The organism is Buttiauxella cochleicola (assembly GCF_021282405.1).
GTDB classification, from domain to species: Bacteria; Pseudomonadota; Gammaproteobacteria; order Enterobacterales; family Enterobacteriaceae; genus Buttiauxella; species Buttiauxella massiliensis.
Genome location: NZ_JAJSOU010000022.1, coordinates 1 through 21,310, shown reverse-complemented (window position 1 = coordinate 21,310; position 21,310 = coordinate 1). Strand labels below are relative to the sequence as shown.

Below are 21,310 nucleotides of genomic sequence, written 5' to 3'. Positions count from 1 at the left end.
AAACGCTTGTGAATAAAAAATACTAACCCCCCTAAATAATTCAAGTTGCAGGAAGGCGGCCAGGCCGTAAGTCTCCAGGAGCATAGTTAACTATGTGACTGGAGCGCGCGGATGCAGCCAACGCATCTGCGGCTTGAAGGATGACGGGGGAAATAATGTGGAGAACTTGCATGAACATGAGTACACCAATGCTGGTGACCTTCTTTATCTATATCTTCGGCATGATATTGATAGGGTTTATCGCCTGGCGTTCAACGAAAAACTTTGATGACTACATTCTGGGCGGTCGCAGCCTGGGTAGTGTGGTTACTGCATTATCAGCGGGCGCATCCGACATGAGCGGCTGGCTGCTGATGGGCCTACCGGGTGCCATCTTCCTTTCCGGTATTTCGGAAAGCTGGATTGCCATCGGCTTGACGGTGGGCGCATATATCAACTGGAAACTGGTCGCCGGACGCCTGCGAGTTCACACTGAGGTGAACAACAATGCGCTGACGCTGCCAGATTATTTCACCGGGCGTTTTGAAGATAAAAGCCGTGTGCTGCGTATTATCTCCGCGTTAGTGATTCTGCTGTTCTTCACCATCTATTGCGCATCTGGCATCGTGGCCGGTGCGCGTCTGTTCGAAAGCACCTTCGGCATGAGCTACGAAACCGCACTTTGGGCGGGGGCTGCGGCAACCATCATTTATACCTTTGTCGGTGGGTTCCTGGCAGTAAGCTGGACGGATACCGTACAGGCGAGTTTGATGATCTTTGCTTTGATCCTGACACCGGTAATGGTGGTGATTGCGGTTGGCGGATTTGACGATTCGATGGCGGTTATCAAGCAAAAAAGTATCGAAAACGTCGACATGCTGAAAGGCCTGAACTTCGTGGCGATTATTTCGCTAATGGGCTGGGGCCTGGGTTACTTCGGCCAGCCGCATATTCTTGCGCGCTTCATGGCGGCAGATTCGCATCACACCATTGTTAAAGCACGTCGCATTAGTATGACGTGGATGATTCTGTGCCTGGCGGGTGCGTGTGCTGTTGGCTTCTTTGGTATCGCGTATTTCAACAACAACCCGGCGCTTGCGGGTGCGGTCAATCAGAATAGCGAGCGTGTGTTCATTGAACTGGCGCAGCTTCTGTTTAACCCATGGATTGCGGGTATCTTGCTGTCGGCCATTCTGGCGGCGGTGATGTCCACTCTGAGCTGCCAGTTGCTGGTTTGTTCCAGTGCGATCACTGAAGACTTATATAAAGCCTTCTTCCGCCAGGACGCCGGGCAAAAAGAGCTGGTGTGGGTAGGGCGCTTTATGGTGTTGCTGGTGGCACTTATCGCCATCGCGCTGGCGGCTAACCCTGAAAACCGTGTACTTGGCCTGGTCAGCTACGCATGGGCAGGCTTCGGTGCCGCGTTTGGCCCGGTTGTGCTGTTCTCGGTAATGTGGTCACGCATGACGCGTAATGGCGCGCTGGCAGGGATGATCATCGGTGCGCTGACTGTTATCGTCTGGAAGCAGTTCGGTTGGTTGGGCCTGTATGAAATCATCCCTGGTTTCATCTTCGGCAGCATCGGTATTGTTGCAGTCAGCCTGCTTGGCAAAGCGCCAAGTGCGACCATGCAAAAACGCTTCGAACAAGCGGACGAAATTTATCACTCCGCACCGCCGAGCAAATTACAACCTGAGTAATTCATAACACCCTTTGAAGGCCGCTTATCGCGGCCTTTTTTACAGCTGTACAAAAATATACAAATTCTCTGCTTGTGTTTATTTTTTCGGTAATGATAATCACAATCGTTATGGTTTACTTTTCTTTACGCCATTTGACCTGAGTTCACAGTTGGGGTGTCAGTAATGTTTGTCCCGTTTCTCATTATGTTACGCGAAGGCCTGGAAGCCGCGCTGATTGTTAGCCTGATTGCCAGTTATCTGAAGCGTACTCAACGTGGCCAATGGATTGGCGTCATGTGGATTGGCGTTGTGGCGGCAGCTGCATTGTGCCTGGCGCTGGGTATCTTTATCAACGAAACCACCGGTGAATTCCCGCAAAAAGAGCAGGAGTTATTTGAAGGCATCGTGGCAGTCATCGCGGTCTTCATCCTGACGTGGATGGTGTTCTGGATGCGCAAAGTGTCGCGCAATGTGAAAGGGCAACTCGAGCAGAAAGTGGACGAAGCGCTGCACAGCAAAGGCAACCACGGTTGGGCGCTAATTTTAATGGTGTTCTTCGCTGTCGCCCGTGAAGGACTGGAGTCAGTATTCTTTCTGTTGGCAGCATTCCAGCAGGACGTGGGCATCATGCCACCACTCGGTGCGATGCTTGGCCTGGGCACTGCGATTGTGCTTGGTTTCTTACTTTACTGGGGCGGTATTCGTCTGAACTTGGCCGTGTTCTTCAAATGGACCAGCCTGTTTATTCTGCTGGTGGCCGCAGGGCTTGCAGCAGGTGCAGTACGTGCTTTCCACGAAGCGGGACTTTGGAATCACTTCCAGGATATCGCTTTTGACCTCAGTAATGTTCTTACCACTCATTCTCTGACCGGTACGCTGCTCGAAGGTATTTTCGGTTACCAGGAAGCGCCGAGCGTCAGCGAAGTGGCGATGTACTTTATCTACCTGATCCCCGTGCTGGTGCTGTTCTTTATGCCGCCTCGCTTGAGCGTTCAGGCAACAAATAACATTCGTTAGTTACAACATACTAATTTTGATAGGGATTGGCCATGACTACACACTTTCGTCGTAAAGCCTTGCACGCCGCGCTTTTCGCGCTGGCATCTTCTGCATTTGCCGCACAGGCCGCTGATGTTCCTCAGGTAAAAGTTACTGTGACTGATAAACAGTGCGAACCGATGAACATTACTGTTAACGCCGGTAAAACCCAGTTCATCATTCAAAACAACAGCCAGAAAGCACTGGAGTGGGAAATCCTGAAAGGGGTGATGGTAGTTGAAGAGCGTGAGAACATCGCACCTGGTTTCTCTCAGAAAATGACGGCTAACCTGCAAGCGGGCGAGTACGACATGACCTGTGGCCTGCTAAGCAACCCTAAGGGCAAGCTTGTCGTTAAAGCGGCGGGCGATCAGGCTGCACCGAAAAACGACCTGATGGCATTGGCCGGGCCAATCACTGAATACAAAGCTTATGTGACTGCCGAAGTTGCAGAATTGGTTAAAGGCACAAAAGCCTTTACTGACGCTGTGAAAGCCGGCGATATCGAAAAAGCCAAATCTCTGTATGCGCCAACTCGCCAGCATTATGAGCGCATCGAACCTATTGCTGAATTGTTCTCGGATCTCGACGGCAGCATTGATGCCCGCGAAGATGATTACGAGCAGAAAGCCAATGATCCAAAATTCACTGGTTTCCACCGTCTGGAAAAAGCGCTGTTTGGTGATAACTCCACTAAAGGCATGGAAAAATATGCCGATCAGCTCAACAGCGACGTGCTGGATCTGCAAACACGTATTTCTGAACTGGCATTCCCACCAAGCAAAGTTGTCGGCGGTGCTGCGGGCCTGATTGAAGAAGTGGCGGCTAGCAAAATCAGTGGTGAAGAAGATCGCTACAGCCACACTGACCTGTGGGACTTCCAGGCAAACGTTGATGGTGCACAGAAAATTGTTAACTTGCTGCGCCCGTTGCTGACTAAAGACAACGCACCATTGCTGGCAAAAGTGGATGCCAACTTCAAGAAAGTGGACACCATTCTTGCTAAATACCGTACTAAAGACGGCTTCGAGACTTATGACAAACTGACCGATGCAGACCGCAATGCGCTGAAAGGGCCGGTAACGGCGCTGGCAGAAGATTTGTCACAACTGCGTGGCGTATTGGGTCTGGACTAGTTTTTATGGAAGATAAAAATAAAAACGGCGGGCATATTCCGGCTCGCCGCCGCTTACTGAAAGGTTTGGGCGCGCTCGGTGGCGCTCTTGCCGTTGCGGGCGGATGCCCCATGGCACAAGCGGCGAAACAAGAGACTTCTCCTGGCACATTACCCCCAGATGCGCGCATGGAAAAACAACCGTTTTACGGTGAGCATCAGGCTGGTGTACTGACGCCACAGCAAGCGGCAATGATGTTGGTTGCCTTTGATGTGTTGGCCAGTGATAAAGCTGACCTTGAGCGTTTATTCAAGTTGCTGTCTGCGCGTTTCGATTTCCTCACCACGGGTGGGCCTGCGCCGGATACCCCTAATCCACGGATGCCACCGATGGACTCAGGGATTCTTGGTGCGCAGATTTACCCGGATAACTTGACTTTTACGCTCTCTGCGGGAGCATCGTTGTTTGATGAGCGCTTTGGGCTGAAAGGGCAGATGCCGAAAAAGCTGCAAAAGATGCAACGCTTCGCTAATGACTCGTTGGATGCCAGCTTGTGTCATGGTGATTTGCTGATCCAGATTTGCGCGAATACAGCGGATACGGTTATCCATGCCTTGCGAGATATCATCAAACACACGCCGGATCTGCTAAGCGTGCGTTGGAAGCGCGAAGGGTTTATCTCCAACCACGCAGCGCGTTCGCGTGGCAAAGAGACACCTATCAATTTGTTAGGATTCAAAGACGGTACGGCGAACCCTAACAGCGAAGACAAACCGCTGATGAATGATGTGGTGTGGGTGACGGCAGATCAGCAAGAGCCAGCATGGGCGGTAGGCGGCAGCTACAAGGCCGTGCGTATTATTCAGTTCCATGTTGAGTCCTGGGACCGAACGCCGCTAAAAGAGCAGCAGACTATTTTTGGCCGCGACAAACATAGTGGTGCGCCGCTTGGCATGAAGAATGAGCACGACGAGCCGGACTATGCAGCAGACCCTGACGGTAATGTGATTGCGCTGGATGCTCATATTCGTCTGGCGAACCCACGCACTAAAGAGACGCAGTCCAACCTGATGATGCGCCGTGGTTACAGCTATTCATTGGGTGTATCAAAGTCCGGGCAACTGGATATGGGATTGTTATTTGTCTGCTTCCAGCATGACCTTGAGAAGGGCTTTTTGGCTGTGCAGCAACGTCTTAACGGCGAAGCGCTGGAGGAGTATGTGAAGCCGATTGGCGGTGGGTACTTCTTTGTATTGCCGGGTGTTGTGGATAAGCAGCACTATTTAGGGCAAGGGCTTCTGGAAGCATGATTCTGTAATCTCGAAATCACTTAATCCTAAGCATCCCCTTCTTCTATATAAGAAGGGGATGCTTAACTTTCTCTTCTCCTGCTAATTTTTCCTTTGCTAACAATTTGCCTGCCAGGTATTCATTCAATTTCTATATGTCTACACCATTGATATAAAAGTGTAATATTTTTATGTCATAAATTTGATAAGCGAATGACGAAACGCGAATGTTGATTTAAAGTAAAATAAAAGTTGCAATTTAGATAATTTTTGATGTAATTAAAGCACGAGCGGTAGTTCCCGGCTGTGAATCTTAATCACAATGGAGATCGCGAATGGTAGGGTCCTGTACTGGACGATTGAGCAAACTTCTTACCCGCACTACCCAGCGCGGAGGTGTCTCCTCCGGCTTCGCTATCTTCACCGCTAAAAAACCTGATCCTTTTACAACTCAATGTATTAACGATGCGCTAAGCGGCGTAATTCGTCTAACTGGTGCATCCTCTCAACCGGCAGTTCATGGCTTAAAAGGAAGCCAAACCTCATCCGTTAGTGAACATAATCGCGCACTGTGTTGTGGCGCGGGAAATGAAACCAACTGTAAGGTGCCATCCATGGGAAGACAGAAAGCAGTGATCAAAGCTCGTCGTGAAGCAAAACGTGTGCTGAGACGGGATTCGCGTAGCCACAAACAACGCGAAGAGGAATCGGTCACAACGCTTGTGCAGATGAGCGGCGTTGAATCTATCGGTATGGCAAGAGATTGCCGTGATAACTCCCCGATAGCGGCGCGAAATGAGGCTCAGGAGCACTATCTTAACGCCATCGAGAAAAAGCAGCTGATATTCGCCACCGGTGAAGCCGGGTGCGGCAAAACGTATATCAGTGCGGCGAAAGCCGCTGAGGCCCTGATACATAAGGATGTCGACAGGATAATTGTCACCCGCCCGGTCCTGCAAGCTGACGAAGATCTCGGCTTCTTACCTGGGGATATTTCGGAAAAATTCGCTCCTTATTTCCGCCCGGTGTATGACATCCTGGTGCGACGTTTAGGGTCGTCTTTTATGCAGTACTGTCTGCGTCCCGAAATTGGCAAAGTAGAGATTGCGCCGTTCGCCTATATGCGCGGACGTACCTTCGAAAATGCGGTGGTTATTCTTGATGAGGCGCAGAATGTCACCGCAGCGCAAATGAAAATGTTCTTAACGCGCCTTGGGGAAAACGTGACGGTCATCGTCAATGGCGATATCACACAATGCGATTTGCCACGGGGTGTTAAGTCCGGCCTGAGTGATGCTCTGGAACGTTTTGAAGAAGATGAAATGGTAGGTGTGGTTCGCTTTGGCAAACAAGATTGTGTGCGCTCGGCCCTTTGCCAGCGCGCATTGAATGCCTACGACTGATTTCTGGTGTGAAAGAATTGTAAAGCCCAAACTCTGTTTGGGCTTTTTTCTTTGCGCGAATTATTTACCCAAAATGTGAAGGGTATCAAAACGGATGGTCAAGGAGAGACAATTTTGGGCTCCATAATATTATTCCCCGCCGACGTGTTGCCGTATACTTCTCTCAACAAGAAACAATCAGAACTTTCCAATCAGTCCCTTTTGCAGGCGTGGGTTGTGCTGATTTCAGACATGCAGGCTATTGCAACGTGAGGAATTTATTATGACCAAAAGACGTATCTACCTATTTTGTTCTGCCGGGATGTCCACCTCATTGCTGGTATCAAAAATGAAGGCGCAGGCAGAGAAGTATGAAGTGCCTGTAATTATCGAAGCCTGGCCTGAAACTCTGGCTGCTGAAAAAGGCAAGGATGCGGATCTGGTATTACTTGGACCACAGATCGCTTATATGCTGCCAGAAATTCAGAAAGTATTACCAGGTAAACCGGTAGAAGTTATTGATTCAGCAATGTACGGCAAAATTGATGGGTTAGGCGTGCTGAAAGCAGCAGTCGCATCTATCAAGAAGGCAGCAAGTAATTAATTTTATATTTTGTTTTATTTTTCCGTCAAAGAACGACCTTACACAACCTGGCCGCAAGACTCTTGCGGCAATAAAGGAAATTCCAAATGAGTAAAGTCATTGATTCACTTGAAAAGATATTGCTTCCTTTCGCAGTGAAAATTGGGAAGCAACCGCACGTCAACGCAATTAAAAATGGTTTCATCAAATTAATGCCATTGACCCTTGCCGGGGCCATGTTTGTATTAATCAATAACGTATTTCTGAGTTTTGGCGCTGGTTCATTTTTTTATTCTTTAGGTATTCGTTTAGACCCCTCAACCATTGAAACCCTTAATGGGTTAAAAGCCATTGGCGGCAACGTATATAACGGTACGTTAGGTATTATGTCGCTAATGGCTCCTTTTTTCATTGGTATGGCGCTAGCTGAGGAACGTAAAGTTGACCCTCTTGCAGCCGGTTTATTATCCGTTGCGGCATTTATGACTGTTACTCCATATAGCGTAGGCGAAGCTTATGCTGTTGGCGCTAACTGGTTGGGTGGTCAGAATATTATTTCCGGTATTGTTATTGGTCTGGTTGTCGCGGAGCTATTTACTTTCGTTATCCGCCGAAACTGGGTAATTACTTTGCCAGATAGTGTGCCGACATCGGTATCACGTTCTTTCTCTGCATTAATTCCAGGCTTTATTATCCTGTCTATTTTCGGGATTATTTCCTGGCTGCTGGCAAATCACGGTAGCAACTTCCACCAGATCATTATGGACTCTATCTCTACGCCGCTAGCGTCGATGGGTGCGGTAGTGGGCTGGGCGTACGTTATCTTCAACTCCCTGCTGTGGTTCTTCGGTGTGCATGGTTCACTGGCGCTGACTGCGCTGGACAACGGCATCATGACTCCATGGGCGCTGGAAAACATCGCAATCTACAACCAGTACGGCTCTGTACAAGCGGCACTTGACGCGGGTAAACAGTTCCACTTCTGGGCGAAACCAATGCTCGACTCCTACATCCTGTTGGGTGGTTCTGGGGCGACACTGGGCTTAATTATCGCAATCTTCATGGTTTCACGTCGCGCCGACCACCGTCAGGTTGCGAAACTGGCACTGCCGTCAGGCATCTTCCAGATTAACGAACCTATCCTGTTCGGTCTGCCAATCATCATGAACCCAGTTATGTTTATCCCGTTTGTACTGGTACAGCCGATTCTGGCAGCTATCACACTTGCGGCTTACTCTCTGGGAATTATTCCACCGGTTACCAACCTGGCACCGTGGACGATGCCTACAGGCCTGGGCGCCTTCTTCAACAGTAACGGTAGTATCGCAGCACTGTTAGTCGCACTGTTTAACTTGGGTGTCGCGACATGTGTCTACATGCCATTCGTTATCCTGTCTAACAAAGCGCAGGCTGTAATCGAAGAAGAAGAAAGCGAAGAAGATATTGCTAACGCACTGAAATTCTAATCTTAAGTTCTATACCCACAATAATTAGAGTTGCAGGAAGCCAACGCACATGCGGCTTGAAGTATGAAGGGTAGTAGTTTTGGTTGGGGATGGCCCCCTGTCCCCAACCACTTTAAATATACCGGGAGATTGAGATGTTTGATTTAGAAAATGCAGTAGAAAACGAAGTAGATACTAACGACCTTGAAGAAGTGGTAATGGGTTTAATCATCAACTCTGGACAAGCCCGCAGCCTGGCTTACGGCGCACTCAAAATCGCTAAAACCGGTGATTTTGAAAAGGCATGGGAGTTGATGGCGCAGTCTCGTGAAGCGCTGAACCAGGCGCACCTGGTACAGACCAAACTGATTGAAGGTGACCAGGGCGAAGGCAAAACTAAAGTTAGCCTGGTGCTGGTTCATGCACAGGATCATCTGATGACTTCTATGCTGGCGCGTGAGCTGGTTACAGAACTTATTGAGCTTCACGAAAAAATAAAATAAGTTGGAGTCCCTATGCAGCCACCGGTAATCAGTATGGAAATCAATACGGCACGCGAGAGCCAGCTTTTTGATGGTCAACATTTCCACATGTTCATCCACAACAAAGTCGAAAGTGTCTCCGGGCTGCACCAGCATGATTATTACGAATTCACGGTGGTATTGACGGGACGTTATTACCAGGAAATCAACGGTAAACGTGTGCTGCTGGAAAGAGGGAGTTTTGTTTTCATTCCACTCGGTTCTTATCATCAAAGTTTTTATGATTTTGGTGCGACCCGAATTTTGAATGTTGGTATTAGTAAGGCCTTTTTTGAACAGCATTATTTACCGTTATTCCCAGCGTATTTTATTGCGTCACAGGTTTATCAAATTAAGAATGAATTTTTGACTTATATTGAATCTGTGACTGCTTCATTAAACTTCCGTCAGGGAGAGTTTAGTGAGTTTCTTGAAATGGTGACGTTTTATATTGTGAACCGTCTGCGTCACCATAAAGAATCTGAGTCAGGTGGTGATATTCCCGGCTGGCTAAAAAACACCGTCGAGCTGATGCATGGCAAGTCGATGTTTGGTGATAAAGCATTAGTGAATATGGTGGAGCTGTCGGGTAAGTCACAGGAGTATTTAACCCGTGCAACGCAGCGTCACTATGGCAAAACACCGATGCAAATTATCAATGAGATAAGAATTAATTTTGCCAAGAAACAACTGGAGATCACGAACTATTCTGTTACCGATATTGCTTTCGAGTCCGGTTACAGCAGCGCCAGTATGTTTATTAAAAACTTTAAGAAGTTAACTTCTTTTACCCCGCAGCATTATCGGAAGCAGTTATATAGCATTAAATAACTTGTAAATGTATTAATGATGGTTGGTCTTTGGCTCCAGTAAAATTAATTACTGGATATAACCTTCAATAATACATCTATAGATCTCACTTATATCGAGCGAAAGTTCTAGCGGAGTCCTCATGAGTAAAAAATTGAAAGTCGTCACAATCGGTGGTGGTAGCAGCTATACCCCTGAATTACTCGAAGGTTTTATTAAACGTTACGAAGAATTGCCGATTACTGAATTATGGCTGGTTGATGTTGAGGCGGGTAAAGAGAAACAAGATATTATCTTCGACCTCTGCTTGCGTATGATTGAACGCGCGGCAGTGCCAATTGCACTGTATAAAACCCTCGATCGCCGCGAAGCCTTGGTTGATGCCGATTTTGTTACTACGCAATTGCGTGTTGGGCAACTTAAAGCCCGTGAACTTGATGAGCGTATCCCACTAAGCTATGGCTATTTGGGCCAGGAAACTAACGGTGCGGGTGGTTTGTTTAAAGGCCTGCGTACTATTCCGGTGATTTTCGACATCATTAATGATGTGAAAGAGATCTGCCCAGACGCATGGGTTATCAACTTCACTAACCCGGCCGGCATGGTAACCGAAGCGGTATATCGCCACACTGACTTCAAAAAATTCATCGGTGTTTGCAACATTCCAGTGGGCATGAAAATGTTCATTAAGGATGTATTGAAACTCGCACCAACAGATGAGTTGAATATCGATTTGTTCGGCCTGAACCACATGGTATTCATCAAAGATGTCATCGTTAACGGCACTTCTCGCTTTGACGAACTGCTTGATGGCGTGGCGTCCGGTACGCTGACTGCAGGTTCGGTGAAAAACATCTTTGATCTGCCATTCAGTGAAGGTCTGATTCGTTCTCTGCGCCTGCTGCCGTGCTCTTATTTGCTCTACTACTTCAAGCAAAAAGAGATGCTGGCTATCGAAATGGGCGAGTTCTACAAAGGCGGCGCGCGCGCAACCGTTGTGCAGAAAGTTGAGAAGCAACTGTTCGAACTCTACAAAGACCCCGCTTTGAATGTGAAGCCAAAAGAGTTGGAACTGCGTGGCGGGGCTTACTATTCTGATGCGGCTTGTGAAGTTATCAGCGATATCTATAACGACAAGCAAAGCGAGCATTACGTTAACGTGCCACACCATGGGCATGTTGATAATATTCCTGCTGACTGGGCGGTTGAAATGACCTGTACCATCGGCCGTGATGGCGCCACCCCAAGCTCGCGCATCACTCATTTTGATGAAAAAGTGCTGGGCCTGATTTACACCATCAAAGGGTTCGAAGTGGCGGCCAGTGAAGCGGCGCTTAGCGGAAACTTTAATGATGTTCTGCTGGCGTTGAATCTAAGCCCGCTGATTCATTCTGATAAAGATGCCGAGAAAATTGCCCGCGATATGCTGTTAGCTCACGAAGCTAATCTGCCAAACTTTGCAAAAGCAATCGCTGCACTTAAATAACTGGAGGCCTTCCCTGCAAAGGGAAGGCAGCTTACCGAGGCGACAATGGATAAGTTATTAATTGTTAACGCGGACGATTTTGGGCTGTGTAAGGCGCAAAATTACGGAATTATCGACGCATTCACCAACGGTGTAGTGACGTCTACCACCGCGATGGTTAACGCCGCAGGTATTGAACATGCTGTTGCACTCAGTGCAAAACATCCAGGTCTGGCTATTGGGATGCATTTTGTACTGACGCTGGGTCGACCATTATCTGCAATGCCAGGCCTGGTTGATGAAAAGGGCGAGTTGGGTAAATGGATTTGGCAGCGAGCGGAAGATGACACTCTGCCACTTGCCGAAATCGAGCAAGAGTTGGCGTGCCAGTTCGCGAGATTCGTCGAATTATTTGGCCGCAAACCTACGCATCTCGACAGCCATCACCATGTGCATATGATCCCGCAGATCTATCCGATCGTCGAAGCCTTTGCGAAAGAGCAGGGCGTGGCAATCCGTTTTGATTACGATGCTGCCATACCTGGCGGGCTTGAGTGCCAGGGCGTAAAAACGGCGCAAGGTTTTGACAGTGGTTTTTATGGTGAGGCGATATCGGAAACGTTATTCCTCGATACACTTGACCGTTCCATGGCGCGTGGTGAGCAATCGTTAGAAATAATGACTCACCCTTCCTTTATTGATAACACCATTCTTAACAGCAAGTATTGCTATCCACGTCTTGCTGAACTGGATGTACTGACTTCTGCGTCGTTAAAATATGCGATTGCGGAACGTGGCTATCGGTTGGGTTCGTTTAAAGATTTGTAGTCTCCAGGGGCAATGGTTCAAACCATTGCCCTTTTTGTCACACTGATTTTGTCAGCATGATGAAAAGGCTGTCGACCACATCAGGTGCTTGCTCATAAAGATTAAGATTCTCCGGCTGCATTAGCCAGTTTTTGATGATCCCGCTCAGATAGCCATGAATAAGCGTTATGGTGAGATCGATATTAGTATTAACAGGAATTTGACCTTTCGAAATACAATTGCGTAATATCTTCCTCATTCTTTCCCGGTTAAACCAAAAACGCTCTCTTATTTCCCTCTCCGAATACATTTCCCCAGTAAATTCACACGTATGATAAAGAATTTGTAGTAATTCGTGCTGGCAACGATCGGTAGCAATGAATCTTAAGGCCTCAATAATCATTTCACGAAGCAGTATTAAATCGTTATCGTGATATTTCGCTTTAAGTTTCTTTCTTATCTCTTCACCGATATAAGGTTGAGTGTTCCAGATTTCATTAAATAACGAGACCTTACTATCGAAATGCCAGTAAATCGCACCACGAGTCATGCCCGCTGCATCGGCAATGTCAGCAAGTGTGGTAGTAGATACGCCATTTTTAGCAAAAAGTGTGATTGCGACATCGATCAGGTGCTGACGCGTTTTTAATGCCTCAGCTTTAGTTTTTCTGGCCATGGTTAATTAACTCTTTGTGGATATTAGTTACAAGAATTAACAGGTTTAAATATTATTTTTCTTTTGGGTTTTATTTAAAAACGGTTCTTTAATTAAATGAGGGATTATTGTGTGCTTTAAATTTTTCGATGTCCAGTAGCGATATAGAAGATTATACATACAAGCATGAATCATTAATCGATAAAGCCTCTGTTAAGCTAATTCCCTCTATATCCATTACAAAATTAGACTTTAAACAGAGAACTTTTCACATGGCGAAGTTTTTTATCGAGCGCCCCATATTTGCCTGGGTGCTGGCGATCATTTTGATGCTGGCGGGTGTCCTGTCGATCATTAATTTGCCAGTGGCGCAGTACCCGACTATCGCTCCACCTGCGGTTGCCATTAACGCAACCTACCCAGGAGCAGACGCCAGTACTGTTCAGGATACCGTGACCCAGGTTATCGAGCAGAACATGAATGGTCTGGATAACCTGATGTACATGTCTTCTACCAGCGATGCCTCAGGTAGTGTGACTGTGACGCTTACCTTCAAGTCAGGCACCGATCCAGATATCGCGCAGGTTCAGGTGCAGAATAAACTTCAGCTCGCCATGCCTTTGTTGCCGCAAGAAGTGCAGCAGCAAGGAATCAGTGTGAAGAAGTCCTCCAGCAGTTTCCTGATGGTTGCCGGTTTTATCTCGGAAGATGGCAGCATGAGTCAGGACGACATCGCTGACTATATTTCCTCGAATATTAAAGACCCGATTAGCCGTACGGCGGGGGTGGGAGATGTGCAACTTTTCGGGGCGCAATATGCAATGCGTATCTGGCTTGATCCTAACGAGCTAAATAGATACCAACTCACCACTCTTGATGTGATTAACCAGATAAAAACCCAGAATGCGCAGGTAGCCGCGGGGCAACTGGGTGGCACTCCAGCCATTCCGGGCCAGCGGTTGAATGCTTCTATTATTGCGCAGACTCGTTTGCGCGACCCCGAACAGTTCGGGCACCTTTTGCTCAAGGTGAAGGCAGACGGTTCCAAAGTTCAATTACACGATGTCGCCCGCATTGAACTGGGTGGTGAAAATTATAACGTTATCGCCCGCTACAACGGAAAACCGGCTGCGGGTATTGGGATAAAATTGGCGACGGGTGCTAACGCGCTGGATACCGCCAAAGCCGTCCAGACACAAATGGCCCGCCTGCAACCCTTTTTCCCGCACTCCTTGAAAGTGGTGTACACCTACGACACCACGCCATTTATCAAAATCTCCATTCGCGAAGTATTTAAAACCCTGGTTGAAGCCATCATTCTGGTCTTCCTGGTGATGTACCTATTTTTACAGAACTTCCGCGCAACGCTGATTCCTACCATTGCCGTGCCGGTTGTGTTGCTCGGCACTTTTGCTGTGCTCGCTGCGTTCGGTTACTCCATTAATACATTAACGATGTTTGGCATGGTGCTGGCGATAGGCTTGCTGGTGGACGATGCCATTGTGGTGGTGGAAAACGTTGAACGCGTGATGGCTGAAGAGGGACTGTCCCCTAAAGAAGCAACCCAAAAATCAATGTCGCAGATACAAGGGGCGCTGATAGGGATCGCGATGGTGCTCTCGGCGGTGTTTATTCCGATGGCGTTTTTCGGTGGTTCAACCGGGGTTATTTATCGCCAGTTCTCGATAACAATTGTTTCGGCAATGGCACTGTCGGTGTTGGTTGCGTTGATCCTCACCCCTGCGCTTTGTGCCACTTTGCTCAAACCGGTCGTCAAAGGTAGCCATGGTAAAACCCGTGGCCTATTTGGCTGGTTTAATGCTCGTTTTGAGCAAAGTACCCACCATTACACCAGTAGCATAAGGCTGATTTTACGTTCTACCGGGCGCTATATGGTGGTTTATGTCTTGATTGTTGCGGGCATGGCAGCACTCTTCCTTCATTTACCTACCTCATTTTTGCCCGAAGAAGACCAGGGCGTTTTCCTCACTATGGTGACTTTGCCCGCAGGAGCGACGCAGGCCAGAACTGAGAAAATCATGGATCAGATAACCGATTACTACCTGACTCATGAATCCGCCAATGTTGATTCAGTCTTCACCGTTAATGGCTTTAGTTTTAGCGGCAAAGGCCAGAACAACGGCCTGGCTTTTGTGCGTTTGAAAGACTGGAGTAAACGCCCTGGCAAAGAGAATGAAGTGACCGCTATCGTGGGTCGCGCAACCCGCGCTTTTAGCCGAATTCACGAGGGAATGGTATTCGCTTTTAATCTGCCCGCAATTACGGAGCTGGGCACTGCCACAGGTTTTGACTTTGAATTAATCGATCAGGCAAGTCAGGGCCATAAGGCGTTGACGCAAGCGCGAAACCAACTTTTAGGCATGATTTCCAAACGCCCGGATTTGCTGGTGCGCGTGCGCCCTAATGGGCTGGAAGACACACCGCAATTTAAGTTGGTAGTTGATCAGGAAAAGGCGCAGTCGCTGGGCGTTAGCATTTCCGATATTAACCAGACTATTGCCACTGGGTTGGGCAGCACTTACGTCAATGACTTCATCGACCACGGACGTGTGAAAAAAGTTTACCTTCAGGGGCGGGCATCGAACCGTATGCTGCCGAGCGATATCAATACCTGGTATGTGCGCGGGAGCAGTGGGCAAATGGTGCCGTTTTCCGCTTTTGCCAGTTCACACTGGATCTATGGTTCACCACGACTTGAACGCTACAACGGTCTGCCTTCTATGGAGATCCTTGGTGAAGCGACTCCGGGTAAAAGTACCGGTGAAGCTATGTTGCTGATGGAAAGTCTGGCCGAGAAATTACCCGCGGGTATTGGTTTTGACTGGACCGGCATGTCTTACCAGGAACGTTTATCCGGTAATCAGGCCCCGGCTCTGTACGCCATCTCGTTGCTGGTTGTCTTCTTATGCCTGGCGGCACTCTATGAAAGTTGGTCAATTCCGTTCTCAGTCATGTTGGTGGTACCACTTGGCGTCATCGGCGCACTGCTTGCGGCCACGCTGCGTGGATTAAATAACGACGTTTATTTCCAGGTTGGGTTGTTGACCACCATTGGCCTGTCGGCCAAAAACGCCATTCTGATAGTCGAGTTCGCCAAAGATCTTATTGATAAAGAAGGTAAAGGATTAATTGAAGCCACGCTCGACGCGGTGCGTATGCGCCTGCGCCCAATTCTCATGACTTCGTTGGCATTTATTCTCGGTGTTATGCCTCTGGTGATTAGCCGCGGAGCGGGGAGTGGTGCGCAGAATGCCGTCGGTACAGGCGTTATGGGTGGGATGGTTTCCGCAACGCTGCTGGCGGTCTTTTTTGTTCCGGTATTTTTTGTCGTGATTAGCCGCCGCTTTGGTAAGGCGAAATAACAGGAATACGTTGCCGGTGGGTTTCATTTCCCCATCGGCGTTCGGTTTTTACTTTAAGAGTCATGCTTTAAGGAATCGTAATGAAGAAATATGGCGAGTTCATCATCCTGTCATCCATGCTGTTGTTAGCGACGGGTGCCTTAACGGGTTGTAATGATAAAGGCGACGAGAAGGCAGCAATGCCCACGCCGCAGGTCAATGTGTTTACCGTTAAAGCGGCGCCACTGGCTGTGACGACTGAACTTCCAGGGCGTACCGATGCCTTTCGTGTGGCGGAAGTTCGCCCGCAGGTGAGTGGCATTATCCTGAAACGTAACTTTGTTGAAGGCAGCGATATCGTTGCTGGAAATTCCCTCTATCAGATTGACTCGGCCACGTATCAGGCCGCCTGGAATAGCGCACAAGGCTCACTCGCAAAGGCTAAAGCTGCTGCAAACATTGCACATTTAACAGTGAAACGTTATGTGCCATTGCTCGGTACTAATTACATCAGCAAGCAGGAATACGATCAGGCCGTCGCGAACGCACAACAGGCTGATGCAGAAGTGAAAGCTGCGCAGGCTGAAGTGGAAAATGCGCGTATTAACCTCGCATATACCAAAGTCACCTCGCCAATCGATGGGCGTATTGGAAAATCGAATGTCACCGAAGGGGCATTAGTGACAAACGGGCAGGCTTCGTCGCTGGCTACTGTTCAGCAGCTTGACCCAATCTACGTTGATGTCACGCAATCCAGCACTGACTTTATGCAACTGAAACAGGCTGTGGAAAAGGGCAGTTTGCAAAAAGCGAACGGTAAAACTACGGTGCAATTGCTTATGGAGGATGGTCAACCTTATCCGCTAAATGGCGATCTGGAGTTCTCCGATGTCACTGTTGATCAAACGACTGGCTCCATTACCTTGCGAGCCGTATTCCCCAATCCGCAGCATCAATTACTGCCAGGTATGTATGTGCGGGCAAAAATCGATGAAGGCATTCAGCCCGAAGCGATTTTAGTGCCGCAACAGGGGGTCACGCGCAATCCGCGTGGTGACGCCACCGTGATGGTGGTCGACGAGAATAATAAAGCGGTCGTCCGCGAAGTGGTGGCCCCTCAGGCGATTGGTGATAAATGGCTGGTAACCAAGGGTGTGAAGCCTGGCGATAAAATCATCGTCAGCGGACTTCAGCGCGTGCGTCCTGGGGTTGCTGTTCAGATAGTGCCAGATAGCGCTGTCGCGCCAACACGCTAAGGTTTGCACAATGGCTAAGTTTTTTATCGAACGACCAATTTTTGCCTGGGTGCTGGCGATCATTTTGATGATTGCTGGTGGCTTGGCAATTTTACAGCTTCCCGTCGCGCAGTATCCAACGATTGCGCCACCGGCTGTTGCGGTGACGGCAACCTATCCTGGTGCTGATGCCCAGACGGTGCAGGATACCGTGACGCAGGTTATCGAACAAAATATGAACGGTATCGATAACCTGATGTATATGTCCTCCACCAGTGATTCTGCGGGTGGCGTGACTATTACCATGACCTTCAAATCAGGCACCAGCCCGGATATTGCGCAAGTCCAGGTGCAGAACAAGCTGCAACTGGCGATGCCATTACTGCCACAAGAAGTGCAGCAGCAGGGGATTAGTGTCGAAAAATCCTCGAGCAGTTTCTTGCTGGTAGCGGGTTTTATCTCTAATAACCCAAGCCTGACACAGGATGATATTTCCGACTATGTGGCATCGAATATTAAAGATGCTATCAGCCGAACCAACGGGGTGGGGGATGTGCAGCTATTTGGCGCCCAGTACGCGATGCGTATTTGGCTTAATGCGAATGCGCTGAACAAATACCAGCTTAATCCGGGCGATGTAGTCAATCAGCTCAAATTGCAGAATGACCAGGTGGCTGCCGGGCAACTCGGTGGCACGCCTGCGGTTAAAAATCAGCAGCTTAACGCATCGATTATTGCGCAGACACGCTTACGTGATCCGGTTGAGTTCGGCAAAGTAACCATGAAAGTGAACCCGGATGGTTCAGTTGTTCATTTAAGCGACGTGGCGCGCATTGAGCTGGGTGGTGAAAACTACAATACGGTTGCGAAAATTAATGGCCAGGCGGCGGCAGGCCTGGGAATTAAGCTTGCGACGGGTGCAAATGCCCTGGATACCGCTGCCGCTATCAAGTCAAAGCTGGCCTCACTACAACCTTACTTCCCCCAAGGGATGACGGTTGTTTATCCCTATGACACCACGCCGTTTGTGAAAATATCCATTCACGAGGTGGTGAAAACACTGTTCGAAGCGATCATCCTGGTGTTCCTGGTAATGTATCTCTTCTTGCAAAATCTGCGCGCCACGCTGATTCCGACTATCGCGGTGCCGGTCGTATTACTGGGGACATTTGCCGTCCTATCTGCCTTTGGCTACTCGATAAACACCCTGACGATGTTTGGCATGGTGTTAGCGATAGGCCTGCTGGTGGATGATGCGATCGTGGTGGTGGAAAACGTTGAGCGCGTGATGGTCGAAGAGCATCTCTCACCGAAAGAAGCCACCAGGAAATCGATGAGCCAGATCCAGGGGGCGTTAGTCGGTATCGCTATGGTGCTGTCGGCGGTGTTTATTCCGATGGCCTTTTTCGGTGGCTCGACCGGGGCAATTTATCGCCAGTTCTCGATTACTATCGTTTCGGCAATGGCGCTTTCGGTGTTGGTTGCTTTGATCCTGACACCAGCACTCTGCGCGACTTTGCTAAAACCAGTTGACCCGCAGGCGCATGAAAAAACGGGCTTCTTTGGCTGGTTTAACAAGAAATTCAACCAAAGTGCTCATCACTACACAGATAGTGTCAGTAACATTTTACGCAGCACCGGGCGTTATTTACTGGTGTATGTGATTATTGTTGCAGGAATGGCGGTGCTATTCCTGCGTTTACCTACCGCATTCCTGCCCGAAGAAGATCAGGGTGTGTTTATGACGATGGTGCAGCTGCCCGCTGGTGCGACGCAGGAAAGAACACAAAAAGTGCTCGATCAAATCACCGATTACTACCTGAATACCGAAAAAGCCAACGTCGAATCCGTGTTTACGGTGAATGGTTTTAGCTACAGCGGGCAGGGGCAAAACTCCGGGATTGCCTTTATTAGCCTGAAACCCTGGGAGGAACGGTCTGGAAAAGAGAATGCGGTCGGTGCGATTGTTGAACGCGCGACCAAAGCATTTGGTCGGATTCATGATGGACTGGTGTTCCCGTTTAACTTACCGGCGATTATCGAATTAGGTACGGCGACGGGTTTTGACTTTGAACTGATTGACCAGGCAAACCTTGGCCATCAGCAATTAACGCAGTCCCGTAATCAATTATTGGCGATGATCGCCAAACATCCTGAGATATTGACGCGTGTTCGCCCTAATGGGCTTGAAGACACCCCACAGTACAAGCTGGAAATTGACCAGGAAAAGGCGCAAGCCCTTGGCATTAGCCTTGCGGATATTAATCAAACCATAGCCAGTGCTCTGGGTGGTACTTACGTGAACGATTTTATCGATCACGGCCGCGTGAAGAAGGTTTATGTGCAAGCTGATGCCCGCTTCCGCATGTTGCCGCAGGATATTAATAATCTCTATGTCCGTGGTAGCTCTGGGCAAATGGCTCCACTTTCGGCATTTTCGTCATCGCACTGGATGTATGGTTCGCCGCGTCTGGAGCGATATAACGGTTTGCCATCGATGGAACTATTGGGCGAGGCAGCACCGGGAAAAAGTACCGGAGAGGCCATGGTGTTAATGGAGCAATTGGCTTCAAAATTACCCGCTGGAATAGGCTATGACTGGACGGGAATGTCATATCAGGAAAGGCTTTCTGGAAACCAGGCTCCTGCACTCTATGCCATCTCGTTAGTGGTCGTGTTCCTTTGTCTGGCTGCACTCTATGAAAGCTGGTCGATACCATTCTCGGTCATGCTGGTTGTGCCATTAGGCGTGGTTGGCGCACTTCTGGCGGCGGTAATGCGGGGAATGAATAACGACGTTTATTTCCAGGTCGGATTGTTGACCACTATTGGTCTGTCGGCGAAGAATGCAATTCTAATCGTCGAATTTGCTAAGGACCTGATGGAAAAGGAAGGCAAAGAGATAATAGAGGCCACGCTTGAGGCAGTGCGTATGCGTCTGCGACCTATCCTGATGACATCACTGGCATTTATTCTGGGGGTGATGCCACTGGTATTAAGCAGCGGTGCTGGCAGCGGGGCGCAGAATGCAGTGGGCACAGGGGTAATGGGCGGAATGCTCTCGGCAACCTTGCTCGCCATCTTCTTTGTGCCGGTGTTCTTTGTGGTGATACGAAAACGGTTTAGCAAAGGTAAGGTATAACAGCACTGACAAGCCCGAACTAAGGTTCGGGCTTTTTTATGGTAAATCGTGCACCCCTACAAAACCATCTGAAACCGGGTAGGCCGGATAAGCGCAGCGTCATCCGACAGGCAGAACACAAAATCCAGACGAAAAAAAGCCCGCATTTTCATGCGGGCTCTTCTTAGAAGATGGCGGTGAGAGAGGGGTTCGAACCCTCGATACGTTGCCGTATACACACTTTCCAGGCGTGCTCCTTCAGCCACTCGGACACCTCACCGTTTTGAATCTGTTGCCAATATCATGGGGCAACGGGGCGCTACTATAGGGAGTAGACCGCATTCGGTCAAGTTTAATCTTCTGTTTCTATACCGTTTGGTCAAGGCATGAACGATGCCGGATTTTAGGCAAAAAAAAGTCTGAACGCGAATTCAGACTTTCTCCTGGAATATGGCGGTGAGAGAGGGGCTGACTGCGCTGCGCTTGCCCTACGGGCGTCATGGCCGCAAGCGTCCCTGACGTCCAAATGCTAAAGCATTTGTCGAACCTCGGGTCGAGGGTTCTCACCCATCTCTCCACGGGTTTCGGGCGAAAAAAAAGCCCGCATTTACATGCGAGCTCTTCTTTAAATATGGCGGTGAGAGAGGGGCTGACTGCGCTGCGCTTGCCCTACGGGCGTCATGGTCGCAAGCGCCCCTGACGTCCAAATGCTAAAGCATTTGTCGAACCTCGGGTCGAGGGTTCTCACCCATCTCTCCACGGGTTTCGGGCGAAAAAAAAGCCCGCATTTACATGCGAGCTCTTCTTTAAATATGGCGGTG

Annotated in this window: 15 protein-coding genes and 1 tRNA gene; 14 read left to right on the top strand and 2 right to left on the bottom strand. The window is 48.9% G+C overall.

Annotated elements, in window-relative coordinates:
- The first annotated feature begins 170 nt into the window (after positions 1-170).
- From putP to chbG, 11 genes are all read left to right on the top strand, one after another.
- A complete protein-coding gene (gene putP / locus LVQ79_RS20845) occupies positions 171-1,679 on the top strand; it encodes a sodium/proline symporter PutP (RefSeq protein ID WP_232866530.1) in 1,509 nt (502 codons plus the stop codon).
- 165 nt (positions 1,680-1,844) lie between these two features.
- The gene (gene efeU, locus LVQ79_RS20840) at positions 1,845-2,678 is read left to right on the top strand and encodes an iron uptake transporter permease EfeU (RefSeq protein ID WP_232866528.1); all 834 of its coding nucleotides are present in this window, start codon (positions 1,845-1,847) and stop codon (positions 2,676-2,678) included.
- A 32-nt stretch (positions 2,679-2,710) separates the two neighbouring features.
- Positions 2,711-3,835, top strand: coding sequence for an iron uptake system protein EfeO (efeO, locus tag LVQ79_RS20835; protein WP_232866525.1), 1,125 nt, complete (start codon positions 2,711-2,713; stop codon positions 3,833-3,835).
- Between the two features lie 5 nt (positions 3,836-3,840).
- The gene (gene efeB / locus LVQ79_RS20830) at positions 3,841-5,124 is read left to right on the top strand and encodes an iron uptake transporter deferrochelatase/peroxidase subunit (RefSeq protein WP_232866523.1); all 1,284 of its coding nucleotides are present in this window, start codon (positions 3,841-3,843) and stop codon (positions 5,122-5,124) included.
- 593 nt (positions 5,125-5,717) lie between these two features.
- Positions 5,718-6,506 (top strand): phosphate starvation-inducible protein PhoH, encoded by a 789-nt coding sequence (gene phoH, locus LVQ79_RS20825; protein WP_208326128.1) that lies wholly within the window; start codon positions 5,718-5,720, stop codon positions 6,504-6,506.
- A gap of 262 nt (positions 6,507-6,768) precedes the next feature.
- Positions 6,769-7,089 carry a PTS sugar transporter subunit IIB gene (locus LVQ79_RS20820; RefSeq protein WP_064517748.1) on the top strand — a complete coding sequence of 107 codons (321 nt, stop codon included), beginning with the start codon at positions 6,769-6,771 and terminating at the stop codon, positions 7,087-7,089.
- 86 nt (positions 7,090-7,175) lie between these two features.
- Entirely contained in the window at positions 7,176-8,534 is a 1,359-nt protein-coding gene (gene chbC, locus LVQ79_RS20815) for a PTS N,N'-diacetylchitobiose transporter subunit IIC (RefSeq protein WP_232866520.1), read from the top strand.
- A gap of 134 nt (positions 8,535-8,668) precedes the next feature.
- Positions 8,669-9,016 carry a PTS N,N'-diacetylchitobiose transporter subunit IIA gene (chbA, locus tag LVQ79_RS20810; RefSeq protein ID WP_232866517.1) on the top strand — a complete coding sequence of 116 codons (348 nt, stop codon included), beginning with the start codon at positions 8,669-8,671 and terminating at the stop codon, positions 9,014-9,016.
- A gap of 12 nt (positions 9,017-9,028) precedes the next feature.
- Positions 9,029-9,865, top strand: a complete 837-nt coding sequence (gene chbR, locus LVQ79_RS20805) for a transcriptional regulator ChbR (protein WP_051880561.1) — start codon at positions 9,029-9,031, stop codon at positions 9,863-9,865.
- A 121-nt stretch (positions 9,866-9,986) separates the two neighbouring features.
- The gene (locus tag LVQ79_RS20800) at positions 9,987-11,330 is read left to right on the top strand and encodes a 6-phospho-beta-glucosidase (protein ID WP_154149441.1); all 1,344 of its coding nucleotides are present in this window, start codon (positions 9,987-9,989) and stop codon (positions 11,328-11,330) included.
- Positions 11,331-11,375: 45 nt separating this feature from the next.
- Entirely contained in the window at positions 11,376-12,137 is a 762-nt protein-coding gene (chbG, locus tag LVQ79_RS20795; RefSeq protein WP_232866514.1) for a chitin disaccharide deacetylase, read from the top strand.
- Between the two features lie 37 nt (positions 12,138-12,174).
- On the opposite strand, the gene LVQ79_RS20790 is transcribed toward chbG, so the two are convergent.
- Positions 12,175-12,792: a TetR family transcriptional regulator gene (locus LVQ79_RS20790; RefSeq protein ID WP_232866511.1), complete on the bottom strand. Its 618-nt coding sequence runs from the start codon at positions 12,790-12,792 to the stop codon at positions 12,175-12,177.
- Between the two features lie 251 nt (positions 12,793-13,043).
- On the opposite strand from LVQ79_RS20790, the gene LVQ79_RS20785 reads away from it, so the two are divergent.
- From LVQ79_RS20785 to LVQ79_RS20775, 3 genes are all read left to right on the top strand, one after another.
- Positions 13,044-16,154, top strand: a complete 3,111-nt coding sequence (locus tag LVQ79_RS20785) for an efflux RND transporter permease subunit (RefSeq protein WP_232866508.1) — start codon at positions 13,044-13,046, stop codon at positions 16,152-16,154.
- Between the two features lie 80 nt (positions 16,155-16,234).
- The gene (locus LVQ79_RS20780) at positions 16,235-17,389 is read left to right on the top strand and encodes an efflux RND transporter periplasmic adaptor subunit (RefSeq protein ID WP_232866506.1); all 1,155 of its coding nucleotides are present in this window, start codon (positions 16,235-16,237) and stop codon (positions 17,387-17,389) included.
- Positions 17,390-17,399: 10 nt separating this feature from the next.
- Positions 17,400-20,510, top strand: a complete 3,111-nt coding sequence (locus tag LVQ79_RS20775) for an efflux RND transporter permease subunit (protein ID WP_232866504.1) — start codon at positions 17,400-17,402, stop codon at positions 20,508-20,510.
- 171 nt (positions 20,511-20,681) lie between these two features.
- Here the strand turns inward: LVQ79_RS20775 and LVQ79_RS20770 are convergent.
- Positions 20,682-20,769, bottom strand: a tRNA-Ser gene (locus LVQ79_RS20770).
- Positions 20,770-21,310: the final 541 nt, after the last annotated feature.

What these genes read in the sequence shown, in the direction of transcription:
- putP (WP_232866530.1), top strand. Translation starts at nt 171, where the DNA reads ATGAACATGAGTACACCAATGCTGGTGACCTTCTTTATCTATATCTTC.
- efeU (WP_232866528.1), top strand. Translation starts at nt 1,845, where the DNA reads ATGTTTGTCCCGTTTCTCATTATGTTACGCGAAGGCCTGGAAGCCGCG.
- efeO (WP_232866525.1), top strand. Translation starts at nt 2,711, where the DNA reads ATGACTACACACTTTCGTCGTAAAGCCTTGCACGCCGCGCTTTTCGCG.
- efeB (WP_232866523.1), top strand. Translation starts at nt 3,841, where the DNA reads ATGGAAGATAAAAATAAAAACGGCGGGCATATTCCGGCTCGCCGCCGC.
- phoH (WP_208326128.1), top strand. Translation starts at nt 5,718, where the DNA reads ATGGGAAGACAGAAAGCAGTGATCAAAGCTCGTCGTGAAGCAAAACGT.
- LVQ79_RS20820 (WP_064517748.1), top strand. Translation starts at nt 6,769, where the DNA reads ATGACCAAAAGACGTATCTACCTATTTTGTTCTGCCGGGATGTCCACC.
- chbC (WP_232866520.1), top strand. Translation starts at nt 7,176, where the DNA reads ATGAGTAAAGTCATTGATTCACTTGAAAAGATATTGCTTCCTTTCGCA.
- chbA (WP_232866517.1), top strand. Translation starts at nt 8,669, where the DNA reads ATGTTTGATTTAGAAAATGCAGTAGAAAACGAAGTAGATACTAACGAC.
- chbR (WP_051880561.1), top strand. Translation starts at nt 9,029, where the DNA reads ATGCAGCCACCGGTAATCAGTATGGAAATCAATACGGCACGCGAGAGC.
- LVQ79_RS20800 (WP_154149441.1), top strand. Translation starts at nt 9,987, where the DNA reads ATGAGTAAAAAATTGAAAGTCGTCACAATCGGTGGTGGTAGCAGCTAT.
- chbG (WP_232866514.1), top strand. Translation starts at nt 11,376, where the DNA reads ATGGATAAGTTATTAATTGTTAACGCGGACGATTTTGGGCTGTGTAAG.
- LVQ79_RS20790 (WP_232866511.1), bottom strand. Translation starts at nt 12,792, where the DNA reads ATGGCCAGAAAAACTAAAGCTGAGGCATTAAAAACGCGTCAGCACCTG.
- LVQ79_RS20785 (WP_232866508.1), top strand. Translation starts at nt 13,044, where the DNA reads ATGGCGAAGTTTTTTATCGAGCGCCCCATATTTGCCTGGGTGCTGGCG.
- LVQ79_RS20780 (WP_232866506.1), top strand. Translation starts at nt 16,235, where the DNA reads ATGAAGAAATATGGCGAGTTCATCATCCTGTCATCCATGCTGTTGTTA.
- LVQ79_RS20775 (WP_232866504.1), top strand. Translation starts at nt 17,400, where the DNA reads ATGGCTAAGTTTTTTATCGAACGACCAATTTTTGCCTGGGTGCTGGCG.